The following is a 15,081-nucleotide window of genomic DNA, read 5'->3' as shown; positions in this document are numbered from 1 at the left end:
TCAGCTACCTGAAAGCGGGGGCACGAAGCCCCCGTGCTTCAGCCGGGGGTGCTGACTTTCCGCCCCATTCATCCGCAAATCCTCCGCTTTTTGGCTTAGGAAATCCCTAAAGGAAGCATGGTATTAGGCTTAATAATCGCTTTAACTAGGCGATCGCTTGCCATTCTTCCCCCCGATAAATTCCTAGCCACAGGACCCACAATCAAAGCCGCTAATCCCCCCATTATAAAACATTGAGATCCAGGAATCCGCAAATTTTCATCTAGGACAGGTAAACCATTAATCATCTCCGTCCGATAAATTCGTAGCACATCAGTCAGTAAATTATCTTGGTGTCCATTAAATTGAGTTCCCGTAGCCAACCAAATCCGATTAAACATTAGTGAAACTTCCCCATTCAGCCTCACTCGCCACTGTTCATCCTTCCAAACCGCCCCCAGAATCTCAGTATTTTCTAAAATCCTCAATTTCCCCTGACGCGCCGCCCGTCTTAACTGTAACATCAGCGCGGGAGTCACCGAACCCCCATCACGAGCCTGTTTAATCATCTCCCAACGACCATACCAACAGTCCTCCCCTTCAAAACCCTTTAAATATTTGGGTCCTAACCAACCAGGTTCCGCATCAAATAACCTCTCGCGCAACTGTCGCCGCACTACTAATGTCACCATAGCGCCTCGTTTTAGCGCCCCCATAGCCAAATGACCGCTGGTTAAACCCCCTCCCACAATTACAATATCTTCTCCAGACAAATCCTTAATTAACCGCAAATCAACCTGTTGAGAATGACAAAGGCTACTGGGAGGATAGGGGGTCCTAATTTCTTCTACCCACTGGGGAATATTGGGAACCGCCGCCCCCGTTGCTAATACTACCCGCCGCGCAATTAAGGAACTACCATCAGTTAAAACTATCTGAAATCTGGGCTTTTGGGACCATTGAATCGGTAACACTTGGCTGACTTTTCCCGGATATACCCGGTCTGTTAACTCCCATTTTTTCACTACCTCACCACAGAAATCCTCAAATAGCTCGGTTCCTGGTAGGTCGTAGGGGGGGAACAATTCCATCGACCTATTCTCAGCAAATCGTCTGAGGCTATAGGGGTCGGGGTCGGGGTGATGTACTGCTGGCGATCGCAAATGGGGGATTTCCTGCGCCTTAAATTGATGTCGCCATTGTTCTAACCAAGTCCCACTGGGGTCTAAGACCATAAATCGGTTCCTGAATTTTTGGCGTTTCTGCAATATATGGGTAACTAACGTCAGGGCTTGGGGACCTGCTCCCACAATCGCTAGGTCAATCAAACTCGGTAAAGGGCGATCGAACATATTTTTCGGAATTTTCTCGAATCCTGTGTTATGTGTGTTATCTTAGTCTGATAATGATTCTCATTCTTGTTAAACCATGATTTTTGCGATCGCAGGTCCCCCCGGTGCTGGGAAAACCTACTGGATTCGAGAACAGATAGCCCAAAACCCCCAACCACAGTGCTATTTCGCCCCAGAGATTAATGGCGTGTGCATTGATAAAACCTGTTTAGCCACAGAATTTCCCCATCTGCACATCCTATCTCGTGGTCAAGAAGCCGAACTATTAACTTTAATTGAATCCGGGGTTAATGTTTATATTGAATTACCTTGTTATTTGGAATTATCCAACTTTGAACCCCTTTTAAATAACCTCGATTGTCAACGGATTGCTGTGCTACCTGCCACCCCGCAAAATTCCGAGTTTGAACAGTGGTCAGACCAAATAATTAACGGAAATTCAGCGGCAGCCCCCAGCCAAGAATTGTGGGAGAGTATATCTGATGATGTGCAAATTCATCAAGGGTTACTATCCGGCGAAATTATCGATTGGGCGAGTTTGACCGTGTTTTGGTTTGAACTCATTCATGGAGCATACGGTCAGGTAATTAGAGCTAAGGGAATTTTTGATATTGTTAGCGGTGAGTCAATTTATGGAGATTTCGTCTTTGGGACAGCTAATCGGGAGTTTGTCGCCCTGGATTTACCTATCCACACTTCCGGGAGACCTGAGCGATTTAGTGGCTTTGAAATTGTCGGACAAGGATTAGATAAACAGGGAATATCACAAACTCTCAAAGATTGCTGTTTACCAGAATCTCATATACACTATTATCAGCAACAAATGCAGCATGATTCCTTAGCGAGAGAAACCGAGGTTTTAGTATGAAAATAGCCGTCATGTCTTGTATCCATGGTAATTATGAAGCCCTGGATACAGTTTTGTTGGATATCGATAAACAAAAAGCTGACCAAATTTATTGTTTGGGAGATTTGGTCGGTTATGGTCCTTTTCCTCATGCCGTAGTTGAGCAAATTCGCTCCCTAGATATTCCCACTGTTCAAGGATGTTGGGATGAAGATATTGTCGAGGGATTAAATGCTTGTGAATGTAGTTATCCATCCCTATTGGCGGAACAAAGGGGGCGCTTGGCTCATGAGTGGACTAATGATAATGTCTACCCAGAAACCAGGGAATTTTTGGCTCAATTACCTTTGAGTTTAAAGAAGGATAATCTCTGTTTTGTTCATGGTTCCCCCCATAGCAACCATGAGTATTTGATGCCGAATATGGATGCTTTTACCGTGTTAGAAAGAGTTTTGTCTACTGATGCGGATGTCCTTTTTTGTGGACATACCCATGTTCCATACGTGCGCCACTTAGAAGCGGGTCAACTACAGGTGAAAATTCGCCAAATGGGTGGGGGTGAAAATCCACAAGATTGCAGTTTTCAGACTCCCTTAAAACGGGTGATTAATGTCGGTTCTGTCGGAGAACCTCGCCACGGTCGCCCTAATGCTACCTATGTGATTTATGATACCGATACCCAACAGGTTACTCTCCGAGAGGTTGAGTATGATTATCGCAAAACTTGTGCCGCCATTATTGAGAAGGGGTTACCGCCTATTTTTGCTTGGCGTTTATCTCAGGGTTTGGAATATGCCGAAAAAGCTGATGATCCGACCCATGTTTGTCAACGTTAAATAAGTTTCCCAAAACCTGGCAATTTTGGTAAATATCTGCTATAATAAAATTATCACTTTGCCCAATTTTTCGGGCAGATTAAGCCCGCCAATTGTAGTTTACTTTCACTTAAAAACATGACTTTAGCCCAGGAACTTCAAGCCAGTATCAATGGCAATTTACCCAATTTGACCACCGAAACAGCACCTTTAGTTTCTGAGGAAGAAATGCGTCAAGCGGTGCGGACTTTGTTACTGGGACTTGGAGAAAATCCCGACCGGGAAGGTTTGAAGGATACCCCTAAACGGGTGGTTAAAGCCTTAAAGTTTTTGACCTCTGGTTATCATCAGTCTCTGGATGAACTGCTAAATGGTGCGGTATTTCATGAGAATACTGATGAGATGGTTTTGGTGCGAGATATCGATATCTTTAGTTCTTGTGAACACCATATTTTACCTATCTTAGGTCGCGCTCATGTCGCTTATATTCCTGATGGTAAAGTTATCGGATTATCTAAGGTGGCTCGTATCTGTGAAATGTATGCTAGAAGGTTACAGGTTCAAGAAAGATTGACTGCTCAAATTGCCGATGCTTTACAGGGTTTACTCAAGCCGAAAGGGGTCGCTGTTGTCGTGGAAGCCAGCCATATGTGTATGGTCATGCGCGGTGTACAAAAGGTGGGTTCTTGGACTTCTACCAGTGCGGTGCGGGGGGTGTTTTCTGAGGATGCCAAAACTCGCCAAGAGTTTATGTCTTTGATTCGCCATACCCCGAATTTTAGCTAGTTTGTGGGGATTTTATCCTCGCCGTTTGGCGATCGCAATAGTTGGGTTGGGTTTGCGCCTAACTCAACACCTTATTTTACTTTTAAGTTATGGTTATGTGGGCTATTTTAAGCGGTATTGAAGGCAATTTGGTGGCTTATCAAGAAGTGGTTAAGGATATCATTAAACGCCGAGTTGAGATTGAACAGTTTTATATTTTGGGAGATTTGGTCGGTCCAAATCCTAACAGTGAATTGCTGGTTGAGATGGTCAGAAATGCCGCTGAGTCAGGAGAAATTGAACCCCAAGTCTGTCTGGGTTGGTGGGAGGAACAGTGTTTTAATTTGTATGGTTTTGGGACGAATGTACAGGGTGATGAATTGTTGAAAAAATATGGGGGAGATACGGTTAAGTTATTGTGGAAATCGGTTTCTCGGAAAACCGTTGAATGGCTGCGAGAACAGAATTTTGGCTTTTTAGAATTGGACTGTTTGTTAATTCATGGAAGTAGTGTAGGGGCCAGTGATGAACTGACCGTGGATACCCCGGCTTGGAAAATGTTGGATCGCTTGCAAAGGGTTGGCGCAAATCAGTTGTTTTGTGGTCGGTCTGGTCAGGTTTTTGAGTATGAATTGGCGGCGGGTTCCCTGGCTTCTACTGTTCTAACTTTGGATGAACAACAACCTTCCCAAACTGTGGAATTGAAAAATAAAAAAGTGATTGGAGTCGGTGCGGTGGGTCGCCATTGGGGTACGGCTACCTATACTTTATATAATCCCTATTCTAATCAGGTTACATTTTGCAAAGTTGACTATGATTAATTGGGGGATTACTATATAATTTAATTGAGGATTTACTAGGAGTAATTTAAGATTATGACCGGAGCCACACAATCATCATCGGCTTTGATTCCAGATTTGCCGAAGCGGGGAATGCCTGTGACAATTATTACGGGTTTTTTGGGGAGTGGTAAAACCACTTTACTTAATCAAATTTTGGAAAATAAACAGAATTTGAAAATTGCGGTTTTGGTTAATGAATTTGGGGATATTAATATTGATTCTCAGTTGCTCGTCTCCACTGATGATGATATGGTAGAGTTGAGCAATGGTTGCATTTGCTGCACGATTAACGAGGGGTTAGTTGATGCGGTTTATCGGGTTTTGGAAAGAAGCGATCGCATTGATTATATGGTAATTGAAACTACAGGGGTGGCTGACCCTCTCCCGATTATTTTAACGTTTTTAGGTACGGAATTAAGAGATTTAACTAACCTGGATTCTGTGATTGGTGTGGTGGACTCGGAAAGTTTTACCCCAGATCACTTTGACAGTGAAGCGGCTTTAAAACAAATCTCCTACAGTGATATGATTATCTTGAATAAAACTGACTTGGCGACTGCTGAGAAGCTGCAAGAATTGGAGGCTTATATTTCCACCGTTAAACGGGGTGCAAGAATTATTAGAAGTGAATATGGTAGGGTTCCATTACCGTTAATTTTGGATGTGGGTTTAACGCCTACTGAAGAGTATCAAGACCACGACGACCACGACCACGACCACGACCACGACCACGACCACGACCACGACCACCATCATCATCATCACCATTCTGATCATTTAGCCAATGATGGTTTTGTGTCTATTGCGTTTGAAAGCGATCGCCCTTTTGATGTCAACAAATTCGAGCAATTTTTAACTGAAAAAATGCCAACTGGAGTATTTCGCGCTAAAGGGATTCTCTGGTTTAGTGAGAGTGAAACACCCTACATTTTTCAACTTAGCGGTCCCCGGTATGATATTCAACTAGGGGAAACTTTGAGACAATCTAAAAACCAGGTAGTTTTTATTGGTCGTCATCTCAACAGCGAGGAAATTAAGCAGCAGTTAAATAGTTGTTTAGTCTGACCTAACCAGGTGAGGGGGGGTTGAGTCAGATTAATGGAATTAATCACTGAGAGTATAACCCCCCCTAGCAGATAATTATTTTAAATAGATTAATAGGTTTAATCCGGGGATGGTGCGAGAAAGGGTCCATAATAGCAGAATCAAATAGAGGACTCCCAAACTCCACTGATACCAAACCAAAGTGGTGATTAAACCGGGGACAAATTCATCGCGCATTCGCAGGTCATTAAAGCCAAATTTTAGCAAATTATTCAAACTGAAATCATAGTAATTTAACCAATTCCAACGCCGATCCCATAAAATCGGTAAATACCTTTCACGGAAGAGAGGATAACGCGGCATTATGGGAAGACGACCAATCATTAATCGTAACTGTCGCAGGCTACCATCTTCTGTTAAATAGGAGGTATTCAATAAATTATGATAGCGTCCGCGCCGATAAATAATCCCTAAAATTAGACCCGGAATAGGAAGGAGAAACACACCTAAACAGAGGAGGGTAAGTCCTGGTTGAGTAGAAGCGGAGAAAATTTCTAATAAACCGATCGCCGTAAATATAGCATAACTTCCCACCATAGAAGTAGTTTCTAAAGGGGTGGGAAGAATGGGAGATGGTCGCCAGCGTCTGACCCGATCTACCAGCCAAAACAATAAGCCAAAATAGGCGATCGCCACTATTCCCACCCCAAAAATTAGGGGAAAATTAGTGCCATATCCAGTTAGCAATAGCAAAATTTCCCACTGTAACCATTGGAGAATAGTTAACAGTTTTTCGACCCCATATTTGAGATGAGTTAGCCTCAAAAAACGCTGCCAACAACTACTATAGTTATCAGCTATAGCGGCTTCTTGACTATTAGCGATCGCGCGATTATATACTGTAATATAAGTCGCCAAATTAATACCATCCAGCCTGAGAATTTCCACCAAATTCCGAAAAGGTTGTTCTTCCCTAACTCGGACAATAGTTTCCGCCTGTTGCGGTTCAAAACCAATAGCCACCAACCGGGAAACGGAAGCGGTGTTAATATTCACCCCAAAAATTCGTCCCCACCAAGTATTTAATCGTAATTTCGCCCGCAACAACTCGATATAATTAGCATCAACAATTTGTTCCTGTTCCCGAAAATTTCTAATCAACTTTCGCAGTAAATTCTCATTTCCCTGAAGAGTCGGAACAGTTATTAATTGACCAATTATTCCCGGATCTCCCATAATTTGAGCGGCTTTAGAGTCAAACATAAAATGGTCAATATTCAACATTTTACCATGATTAAAACCCACATCACTAAAATCCATTAATCCCTCAATACTGGCTTCTCGGAGATTCAAGTTTTCACTAAAGCGAGTATCTCTAAAATCCACAGAATCCGCAAATCGAGACTGATTAAAACTCACAGAAGCATTAAATATAGACTTAGTAAAACCCGCCCTGTCTGACCACAAAGAATCGCTAAAATCTGTGCTTTCCTCCCAAACAGTTTTGTCAAAATCCGCCGCCCCACCAAATCGCACTTGGTGAAAATTACCCCCATTAAAATGACTACCTTGGAAGTCGGTTAATCCCTGAAAATTAGCTTGCTTAAATTGTGCAGATGTGATAAAATAGCTATGTTGAAAATTCGCAGATTCTCGGAAACTAGCCCCGCCAAAATTTGCCAACAAACTCAACCGACAATCAGACCAATTAGCGGTTTTCTGAAAATCTGCATAACGACTATCAACCCCTTTGAGAAAAAAGATATTGTGAAAATCAACTTTTCCCTGAAATTGTGTTTCTTCTAATTTCAATCGTCCCCGCCATACGGTTAATTTAGGCAAAGATGCTGAGAAAGATTGAGGGGATTTAAAAATTGATAAATAGGCGGATTTAGACTTAATTTGCTCTACTTCTTCCTGGGAAAATACAGATTTAATAGTTTCTTCAATCAGGGGAACTCTCACCCCCAAGTTACCCCCATTAAAATCCCCTTGAATTTGGGAATAACTCAAGTCTAATCCTAGGGGTTTAGTTGACTGATTTAGAGTAGTTTTTAATAGTCGATAAAACTGGTTCCTAAACTCAGCATTTTCGGGGCGTATATCAATAATGAGATGCTGTAAATCAATAGCAGCGACTCCCTCAATGTTGCTAGGATTATTTAGCCTTTCCTGGAGCAATTCTAGGGTCAATAAAGTGGGTTCTGGTTGACCATTTGCCGCCTGAACAGATAGGGATGAACGCAGCATAAAAACAGTCAACAGCAGAACACACAGGGCAATTTTAATTAGCCTCATTAACACCAACTAACCTTGATTCTCATCATCACTATCATCATCACTATCATCATCACTATCATCATTATCATTGATAACTAAGGCTAATTTACCTTTCATTCCCCCAGCTTCCAATAACTGATGAGAAGCAGCCGCCTCGGCGAGGGGAAAAGTTTGGTTAAGGAAAATATTCAACTTATTCTCATCAATTAACCTGGCACACTGCTGTAAAATCTTGGTTTGGTCTAACTGGTCATCCTCGCGATTTTGCAGCATGGGAGTTAACATCAATTCCCAAGAAATCCGCAGATTTTTAGTTCGGGCATCCTTGAGATTTCCGAGGCTAAAATCTGGCTCTAATAGGGTGACAATATCTCCATAATTGCGGACGGCATAAACACTCTGAAAAAATGTTTCTTTCCCGACTGTATCAAAGGCTAAATCAACGCCTTCGCCTTGAGTCCAATGCAGGACAGCCTCGACAAAATCTTCCTCTTTATAGTTAATGACTAAATCAGCCCCTAACTCTTGAACAAAAGCTGCGTTTTCGGTAGATCCCACAGTAGTTGCTACTTCTGCCCCTTGCAGTTTAGCTAGTTGAATAGCAACATGACCAACACCTCCAGCCCCAGCATGAATTAGCACCTGCTGTCCGGGTTGTAACCTGCCGCGATCGTACAAAGCCTCCCAAGCAGTAATTAATACTAAAGGTGCGGCGGCAGCCTCAGCAAAGCCAAGGGAAATAGGTTTCCGGGCGATAAATTTTTCTTCTACTACTGTTAACTCGGCATAATTTCCGGTCTGTGCGCCGAGTCCACCATCACAAAAATAGACTTCATCACCAACGGCAAAATCTTCAACTGCGCTACCGACAGCTTCAACTATCCCAGCACCATCACAGCCTAAAATCGCGGGCATTTGGTCAGGATAAAATGTGCCACGACTGCGGAGTTTAGTATCAATAGGATTAACTCCGGCGGCTTTTAGTCGGACTAAAACTTGGGTGGCTGTTTTGATTTGCGGGTCGGGGACTTCTTGGAGTTGCAAAACCTCGGGTTTCCCAACTTTGGTCATGACAATGGCTTTCATCTGCTTCAATTTACCATTAGTAAAAGTTTTCCTAAGTCGGTGGGTCACATCACCACATTTTTCGGTTTCCCCAGGGAATGATTAATGTTTGGTGGGTCACATCACCACATTTTTCGGTTTCCCCAGGGAATGATTCAGTGTGACGCTTCGATGGGTTTCTACAGGGTTAATGATTGAGGGTTAGTTTCAATCAGTTGGGCGAGATATTGCAGGAAAGCTGCGGCATCTGCGCCGTAGATGATACGGTGATCGCAGGTAATGTTAACCTGCATTTGCGGTTTAATTCCCATCATGCCATCATCGGTGGCGACGACAGTAGGACGAGAAGCACCGATCGCCAAAATTGAACCCTGACCGGGAGGCAAAATGGCATCAAAGCGATCGACCCCAAACATCCCCAAGTTAGAGAGAGTAAAGGTTCCGCTGCTGTATTCTTGGGGTTGTAATTGTTTGCTGCGGGCGCGGGCGACTAAATCCTTCCAAGTGCGAGAGAGGGAATAAATATCAATCTGATCAGCATTGGAGAGTACGGGAGTAATTAACCCACCGTCGGGCATGGCTACTGCTACAGCAATATTAATAGCCTTATTGTACTGAATACCAGAGTCAACATAACTGGCATTGACAATAGGATATTTCTGTATAGCAACTGCCACCGCCTTAGCCAGCAAAGCGGTCATGGTCACACCTTTGGACTTAACCTGTTTATAGAGTTTATCCAAGTTGTCGGTAGTGATAGTGTAGCCCACATGGAAAGTAGGAACCTGCAAACTCGCCAACATATTGCGGACTACGGCATTTTGTAGAGTATTCATCCCCACAACCTCCCCTAAAGGAACCGGGGCTGGTGCGGGGGTGGCAATAGGTGTGGGAGGCGCAACAGGGGAAACAGTAGGTTGAGGCGCAACGGTAGGAGTCTGAGTCCTTCCGGTAGCCGCTTCGACATCTTCAGCCACAATGCGACCGTGGGGGCCACTACCCTGGAGGTTATTTAAGTCTACATTGAGTTGTTTCGCCAATTTGCGAGCGCGAGGAGTAGCGACAATGCGACCATTACGACGGCTAGGGGTGCTATCTATGGCAACGGTAGCGGCCACAGGTTCTGGAGTACCTACAGAGGGGGTAGGGGTAGCTTCTGGTGATGGGGTGGGGGCGGTGGCGGTGGCTTGTTTTTTGGCCTCTTCAATTTCCGCTTCTGTTTCGGCAATGAGGGCGATCGTTTGACCGACCCCAGCGGTTCCCCCTTCCGGAACGATAATGGTAGCTAAAAAGCCCTCGTAAAAGGCTTCTACATCCATATCAGCCTTATCTGATTCTACAATCAGGACGGTTTCCCCTTTCCCGACGCGATCGCCTGGGGATTTTTGCCACGATACAATTTTGCCCTCTGTCATAGTTGAACTGAGGGCGGGCATAAACACTTCGTGAATCATAATAGCCTCCTATTAGCTTGGAAAACCCGGCATAAAAATACCGGGGAGGAAAAGCCAGCCATCAATTGTAGCGGCTAGTTAACCTATTTATATCCAGGTTTACCCATTTTAAAATAGGATGGGATAAAATAGGTAATCATTAATGAGTGATGGGCTATGGCTTACCTAGAGCCTGCCGCCGTTCAGTCCATTAAACATCACCGCGTATTTCCTCAACCACACCGTCGCGCAGGAGAATTTCTACCTGCATTTTGCGGATTAAGTTATCACCCTGTTCGACAGCAAATACACTGTCAATTTGACCTTGCGGGACTTCCTGTTCTAGTTCCCAAGTTTGCAATTGCTGAAGTTTTTGGAGGATCTGATTTTTCTGATCCAGAAGTTTACTTTTTTGTTCATTCACCTGATTTTGGATATTATCAATTTGAACCAAAGTCTCTGGTCCTGGAGGTTGTAGGCTTTGTTTTTTGAGTTCCCCAATCATGCGTTGTCCTTGCATTTCCAGTTGTTGAAGCTGACTATCAAGCTGATTAATTTCGGCTTGTAGTTGTTGTTGTGCTTCTTCTTTCCAGCGAGGGGTAACCACAGCTTTCACGTTGATGAGACGTTTGAGAAGCAGTTGATTTTTAGAAATCTCCATGTATAGTGTCCTGTAGTTTTCACCAATTCAGTAATCGAGAGTCAGGGGGTGTTTTAGACGGTCTAAACCACCAAATCATCATGACGATCGCCAATAGCTTATGTTCAGAAGTTGACAAGAGTTAGGCGATCGCACCCAGCAGAAGTTATATTAATCGCCGTCAGGCCATCAAACCAGCCACAGGTGAGCCATCTATTACTGCTGACCCCGTTTAATACATCTCGTCAATCATATCGCGGTAACGTTCCATTACAACCGGGCGCTTGATTTTCAAAGTCTGGGTCAGTAGGCCATTATCAATACTAAAGGGTTCCAAAATCAACCTAAACTGACCAATGCGATCATCAGGTCGGAAACTAGGGCGGTTTTTGACCTGAAGGTTCAACTCCTGACGAAACAGACTTTGTATAGGCTGACTATCGATAGCGATCGCATTTTCAGTTTCCCCCTGTTGTTCTTCCCCAGGTACTTGCAGATGCAAACCCTGTCCACTAGCCCACTGTTTCAGCGCATCCAAATTAGGCACAATTAGCGCTCCCAGGGACTTCTGGTCTTGACCAACCAAAACGATTTGGTCAATATAGGGACTACGAACACAAGCATCCTCAATCGGTTGAGGTTCGATATTCTCCCCATTAGTTAACACAATCGTATCTTTTGCTCGTCCCGTCAACACCAAATCTTTCTGAGGAGTCAGCCAACCGAGATCTCCCGTATCAAACCACCCCTCCGGGTCAATAGCCTTATCAGTGGCTTCAGGATTTTGAAAATAGCCCGTCATCACCTGGGGACCCCGCGCCAAAACCAACCCCTTATATCCCGGTTCACAGGTTTGGCGAGTCTCCGGGTCAATAATCCGAATTTCCGTTTCAGGGATAGGTCGCCCCGCAGAACCCCGTAAATTATGGCTAGGTCGTCGCGCCGTCAAAACCGGAGCAGTTTCCGTCAACCCATAACCCACCAACAGGTCAATTCCCACAATTTCATAGAAATTTTCCAAGTGCATGGCTAGGGACCCACCACCACTAATAGCAAACTTGAGTTTTCCCCCCACAGCCTGCCGCACCTTCTGATAAATCAATTTATCCCCCAAGGCGTGAACAGGAGTTAACAGAATAGTTTGCAATTTAGCCAAAGCTGTGGATGAGTTCTGGTTACTACCTTGTCCGGGAATTGTCAATTTTTGTACAATGCGGCGGGCTTGAATATAGCGGTTGCTCATCCCAAAGAAGAAATTAACCAACTTTTGCCGGGTGGCGGGTCCATCACGAAACTGCTTCTGCGCCGCCTCATAAATCGATTCCCAAATCCGAGGCACACTAACCATATACTGAGGCTTAAACTCCTGCAAATCCTGCTTAAAATAGCGGATATTAGTATAAATCACCATGGTTCCCCGGGACAGAAAATAATATTGTCCACTCCGCCCCAAACTATGCCACGTCGGCAGAATACTCAGGACAATTTCCCCCGGTTGCGGCGCAATCACATCAGCAATAGTAATCAGTTGGTGCAAAAAATTCCGGTGAGTTAACATCACCCCCTTGGGTTTCCCGGTTGTCCCAGAGGTATAAAGCAGAGTCGCTAAATCTTCCAGTTTGGTAGTGGGGGGATTTAACAAAGTCATATCCTCACCCTTAGTCATCAGTTGGCTAAAGTTGACAATGGGTATACTTAGGCTATCCTCAGCCGTTATGTCTTCATCCGACAGTAACACCACAAACCGAATCGGCAAATCTTGGATCGCTTTTTCTAACTTGTGCAGTAAGGCTAGGTTATCGACTACTAACCCCGTACTCCCACTATTTTGGAGAATATAGGCGAGTTCTTGAGGGTCGGCGGTCGCACCTCTCACCACATTAGCAGCTCCGGCGGTGAGAATACCTTGATCAGCAATCATCCACCGGGGACTATCATCAGCAAATAAGGCGACGCGATTGGGTAAGTCCTCGGCGGGTTCAACTCCCAATTGTTGCAGTCCGGCCGCAAATTGTTGGATCTGAGTCCACAGGTCGCTATAGGTGATTTGTACTTCTGGCTGACTGTGGGGGTTAAATAGGGCGACTTGTTGCGGGATCTGTTGGGCGAGAATTGGCCAAATTTCTGGTAAGGATTGAACAGATTGATACTGGGCGGTTAGGTTAGAGTTATCCATCATAAGTTAATTGGCTCTGTAGTTATTAGGCGATCGCTATCTTTATCGTCATTAGCAGTATCTATTTCGATTATGGTATCTTTAATTGGAGCAACTTTGATACCCAAGGGGACAGATATATAATTGTCCCTAGGACAGTGGCAACCCAATTTTAGATAAAATTTGTTAATGATAGAAACGGCGATCGGTTCAAACAATCGCATAATATTAATCGGTATAGGTTGATCCAATGGGTCGGGAGGATATAAAGGGATGGTTCAGGAAATCCAACGTCAAAACTATGATGTCAATTTGGCAGAACAAGTACCAATGGAACCATTGGCGATCGATGTTCATGCTGATCAGTTCATTGATGACATCTTTCAGGATATCGATCGCAGTCTCAGTGGTATAACTAAGCTGCCTAAAGACCCTGTACAGCCGGAGTTTGTCTCACTTCAATCTATTAAGGTTCCTCAGATTATTCTGCCTTCCGTCGAAACTGAGGCTGATCGCGAGGTTGCTATTTCCGCAGAAACTCAACTCCGCGATGCTAACGCCGATCGCTCTCATTCCTTTGATAAAATTCTATTGGCGGCCGCCTGTGCTTCCCTGGTCGTTACTTTATCCCTGTGGATGGCAACTAGAGGCGGTCTGGGGCGACTGTTTGCCCCCGCACCTGTGGCCGTAGATCCTCAGTTGAGCCAACAAACCCAGGCAGATGCTAAGTTTGTCAATTATTTACAGCGATCGCTCGAAGCCATTAGCCGTAACAGAGCTGGAACCGCTCAACCAGGTATGGCTCAACCTGTCCCCGGCGCTCCCCCAATGATGGAACTCCCTACCCTAGCAATTCCTGACACTCCAGCTCCCGCCCCAGCCCCTGATGCCGCCGCCCTCGCTAATACTAACAATTTAATTGCTGCTATCAACCGAGTCGCAGAGGCAGTTCAAGAAGCCTCTAATCAGACCGCAGCCTTGTCTAATCAAGTTATGGCAAGTCTGCAAGCCCAAAATCAGCAAAATCAACAACCAGCGCCACAAGCACAGGCTACCCCAGGGGGTCAAGCATCCGGGGTAGTTCCTGAAACCACCGCCTCTAGTTCTCCTGCACCCACCACCACCCAGGAAACCACCGCCTCTGCTCCTGTCAGCATTCCTGACCCCCCAGCCATTCCTACTCCCCCCACTGCGCCCCCCGAAGAAACAGCCGCCGTGTCACCAGATACTACTACTTCCCCCGCTGCTGGAATTCATACCTTAGTCGGGATTTTGGAATTAGGCGATCGTTCCGCCGCCTTATTTGAAGTCAATGGAGTAGCTCGCCGTATTTATGTCGGTGAAAGTATTGCAGCCAGCGGCTGGAGTTTATCATCAGTTGCTAACCAGGAAGCCGTCATTCGTCGCAATGGAGAAGTCCGCAGCATCGTTGTCGGCGAGAGATTTTGAACCGAAAATTTCTCCAAATATGCAGGCGGGTATATTGTCGTTATTTTACACCATATAACCCGCCTTTTAATTGATGTCTATGATACCACTTAAAATCACCAATAATATAGATATTGCCATCACTATTAGCCACTATTAACAGCCATTTTTCCCATATAGTTGCTGATGTAATTATTCATATTGCCCCCATTTTATCAATCGTAGTTTTCCTAGGTTTTTATTAATCTTTAGAGCGAGATTAATTAAATTTCATGTCAAAATTTACCCCTCCTCCTGTATAATCCCGGTGTAACTGTGAGAGTAAACCCAAATAGGAATAGTTATCAAAAGGGGACTCAATACCTAAGTCGCAAAGCTCCTGCTTGCAGAGCCAATTAACTTGATTCACCAAACTGGATTGGGGGTAGATTGTTTA

13 protein-coding genes are annotated in these 15,081 nt (G+C 44.6%); 6 read left to right on the top strand and 7 right to left on the bottom strand.

Annotated features, from left to right (window positions below; all coding sequences use genetic code 11):
• Positions 1 to 95 precede the first annotated feature (95 nt).
• Positions 96 to 1,331 carry an FAD/NAD(P)-binding protein gene (locus P5683_RS10620; protein ID WP_008052322.1) on the bottom strand — a complete coding sequence of 412 codons (1,236 nt, stop codon included), beginning with the start codon at positions 1,329 to 1,331 and terminating at the stop codon, positions 96 to 98.
• A gap of 76 nt (positions 1,332 to 1,407) precedes the next feature.
• Between P5683_RS10620 and P5683_RS10615 the strand changes: the two genes are divergently transcribed.
• The 5 genes from P5683_RS10615 to P5683_RS10595 all read left to right on the top strand — a co-directional run bounded on the left by P5683_RS10615 (position 1,408) and on the right by P5683_RS10595 (position 5,665).
• Complete coding sequence (locus P5683_RS10615; RefSeq protein ID WP_006624429.1) at positions 1,408 to 2,199, top strand: hypothetical protein; 792 nt, start codon at positions 1,408 to 1,410, stop codon at positions 2,197 to 2,199.
• Positions 2,196 to 3,014 (top strand): metallophosphoesterase, encoded by an 819-nt coding sequence (locus P5683_RS10610; protein WP_006624428.1) that lies wholly within the window; start codon positions 2,196 to 2,198, stop codon positions 3,012 to 3,014. The genes P5683_RS10615 and P5683_RS10610 overlap by 4 nt, the downstream gene beginning before the upstream one ends.
• 117 nt (positions 3,015 to 3,131) lie before the next feature.
• Positions 3,132 to 3,779 (top strand): GTP cyclohydrolase I FolE, encoded by a 648-nt coding sequence (gene folE / locus P5683_RS10605; RefSeq protein WP_006624427.1) that lies wholly within the window; start codon positions 3,132 to 3,134, stop codon positions 3,777 to 3,779.
• A gap of 95 nt (positions 3,780 to 3,874) precedes the next feature.
• A complete protein-coding gene (locus P5683_RS10600) occupies positions 3,875 to 4,579 on the top strand; it encodes a hypothetical protein (RefSeq protein WP_006624425.1) in 705 nt (234 codons plus the stop codon).
• Between the two features lie 54 nt (positions 4,580 to 4,633).
• Positions 4,634 to 5,665 carry a GTP-binding protein gene (locus tag P5683_RS10595; RefSeq protein WP_006624424.1) on the top strand — a complete coding sequence of 344 codons (1,032 nt, stop codon included), beginning with the start codon at positions 4,634 to 4,636 and terminating at the stop codon, positions 5,663 to 5,665.
• 75 nt (positions 5,666 to 5,740) lie between these two features.
• Here the strand turns inward: P5683_RS10595 and P5683_RS10590 are convergent, their stop codons facing one another.
• The 6 genes from P5683_RS10590 to P5683_RS10565 all read right to left on the bottom strand — a co-directional run bounded on the left by P5683_RS10590 (position 5,741) and on the right by P5683_RS10565 (position 13,441).
• Positions 5,741 to 7,942 (bottom strand): pentapeptide repeat-containing protein, encoded by a 2,202-nt coding sequence (locus P5683_RS10590; RefSeq protein ID WP_006668699.1) that lies wholly within the window; start codon positions 7,940 to 7,942, stop codon positions 5,741 to 5,743.
• Positions 7,943 to 7,951: 9 nt separating this feature from the next.
• Positions 7,952 to 9,010 (bottom strand): zinc-dependent alcohol dehydrogenase family protein, encoded by a 1,059-nt coding sequence (locus tag P5683_RS10585; RefSeq protein ID WP_006668698.1) that lies wholly within the window; start codon positions 9,008 to 9,010, stop codon positions 7,952 to 7,954.
• Positions 9,011 to 9,168: 158 nt separating this feature from the next.
• Positions 9,169 to 10,443: a dihydrolipoamide acetyltransferase family protein gene (locus P5683_RS10580; RefSeq protein WP_006624421.1), complete on the bottom strand. Its 1,275-nt coding sequence runs from the start codon at positions 10,441 to 10,443 to the stop codon at positions 9,169 to 9,171.
• Between the two features lie 190 nt (positions 10,444 to 10,633).
• Positions 10,634 to 11,083, bottom strand: a complete 450-nt coding sequence (locus tag P5683_RS10575; protein ID WP_315639824.1) for a YlqD family protein — start codon at positions 11,081 to 11,083, stop codon at positions 10,634 to 10,636.
• A gap of 211 nt (positions 11,084 to 11,294) precedes the next feature.
• Positions 11,295 to 13,238: a long-chain fatty acid--CoA ligase gene (locus tag P5683_RS10570; protein ID WP_046321410.1), complete on the bottom strand. Its 1,944-nt coding sequence runs from the start codon at positions 13,236 to 13,238 to the stop codon at positions 11,295 to 11,297.
• A complete protein-coding gene (locus P5683_RS10565; RefSeq protein ID WP_006668696.1) occupies positions 13,238 to 13,441 on the bottom strand; it encodes a hypothetical protein in 204 nt (67 codons plus the stop codon). Before P5683_RS10565 ends, P5683_RS10570 begins: the two co-directional genes overlap by 1 nt.
• A gap of 49 nt (positions 13,442 to 13,490) precedes the next feature.
• On the opposite strand from P5683_RS10565, the gene P5683_RS10560 reads away from it, so the two are divergent.
• On the top strand, positions 13,491 to 14,666 hold the full coding sequence (locus tag P5683_RS10560; RefSeq protein WP_006668695.1) for a hypothetical protein: 1,176 nt from the start codon (positions 13,491 to 13,493) through the stop codon (positions 14,664 to 14,666).
• The last annotated feature ends 415 nt before the right edge of the window (positions 14,667 to 15,081 follow it).

This window comes from Limnospira sp. PMC 1279.21, assembly GCF_032349615.1.
Taxonomy (GTDB): domain Bacteria; phylum Cyanobacteriota; class Cyanobacteriia; order Cyanobacteriales; family Microcoleaceae; genus Limnospira; species Limnospira fusiformis.
This window is presented reverse-complemented; position numbering and strand designations above follow the sequence as displayed.

Excerpts from the sequence above, each read along its gene's own strand:
- P5683_RS10590 (WP_006668699.1), bottom strand. The coding sequence starts at position 7,942 with ATGAGGCTAATTAAAATTGCCCTGTGTGTTCTGCTGTTGACTGTTTTT.
- P5683_RS10570 (WP_046321410.1), bottom strand. The coding sequence starts at position 13,238 with ATGGATAACTCTAACCTAACCGCCCAGTATCAATCTGTTCAATCCTTA.
- P5683_RS10560 (WP_006668695.1), top strand. The coding sequence starts at position 13,491 with ATGGTTCAGGAAATCCAACGTCAAAACTATGATGTCAATTTGGCAGAA.
- P5683_RS10620 (WP_008052322.1), bottom strand. The coding sequence starts at position 1,331 with ATGTTCGATCGCCCTTTACCGAGTTTGATTGACCTAGCGATTGTGGGA.
- P5683_RS10600 (WP_006624425.1), top strand. The coding sequence starts at position 3,875 with ATGTGGGCTATTTTAAGCGGTATTGAAGGCAATTTGGTGGCTTATCAA.
- folE (WP_006624427.1), top strand. The coding sequence starts at position 3,132 with ATGACTTTAGCCCAGGAACTTCAAGCCAGTATCAATGGCAATTTACCC.
- P5683_RS10565 (WP_006668696.1), bottom strand. The coding sequence starts at position 13,441 with ATGCGATTGTTTGAACCGATCGCCGTTTCTATCATTAACAAATTTTAT.
- P5683_RS10585 (WP_006668698.1), bottom strand. The coding sequence starts at position 9,010 with ATGAAAGCCATTGTCATGACCAAAGTTGGGAAACCCGAGGTTTTGCAA.
- P5683_RS10615 (WP_006624429.1), top strand. The coding sequence starts at position 1,408 with ATGATTTTTGCGATCGCAGGTCCCCCCGGTGCTGGGAAAACCTACTGG.
- P5683_RS10610 (WP_006624428.1), top strand. The coding sequence starts at position 2,196 with ATGAAAATAGCCGTCATGTCTTGTATCCATGGTAATTATGAAGCCCTG.
- P5683_RS10575 (WP_315639824.1), bottom strand. The coding sequence starts at position 11,083 with ATGGAGATTTCTAAAAATCAACTGCTTCTCAAACGTCTCATCAACGTG.
- P5683_RS10580 (WP_006624421.1), bottom strand. The coding sequence starts at position 10,443 with ATGATTCACGAAGTGTTTATGCCCGCCCTCAGTTCAACTATGACAGAG.
- P5683_RS10595 (WP_006624424.1), top strand. The coding sequence starts at position 4,634 with ATGACCGGAGCCACACAATCATCATCGGCTTTGATTCCAGATTTGCCG.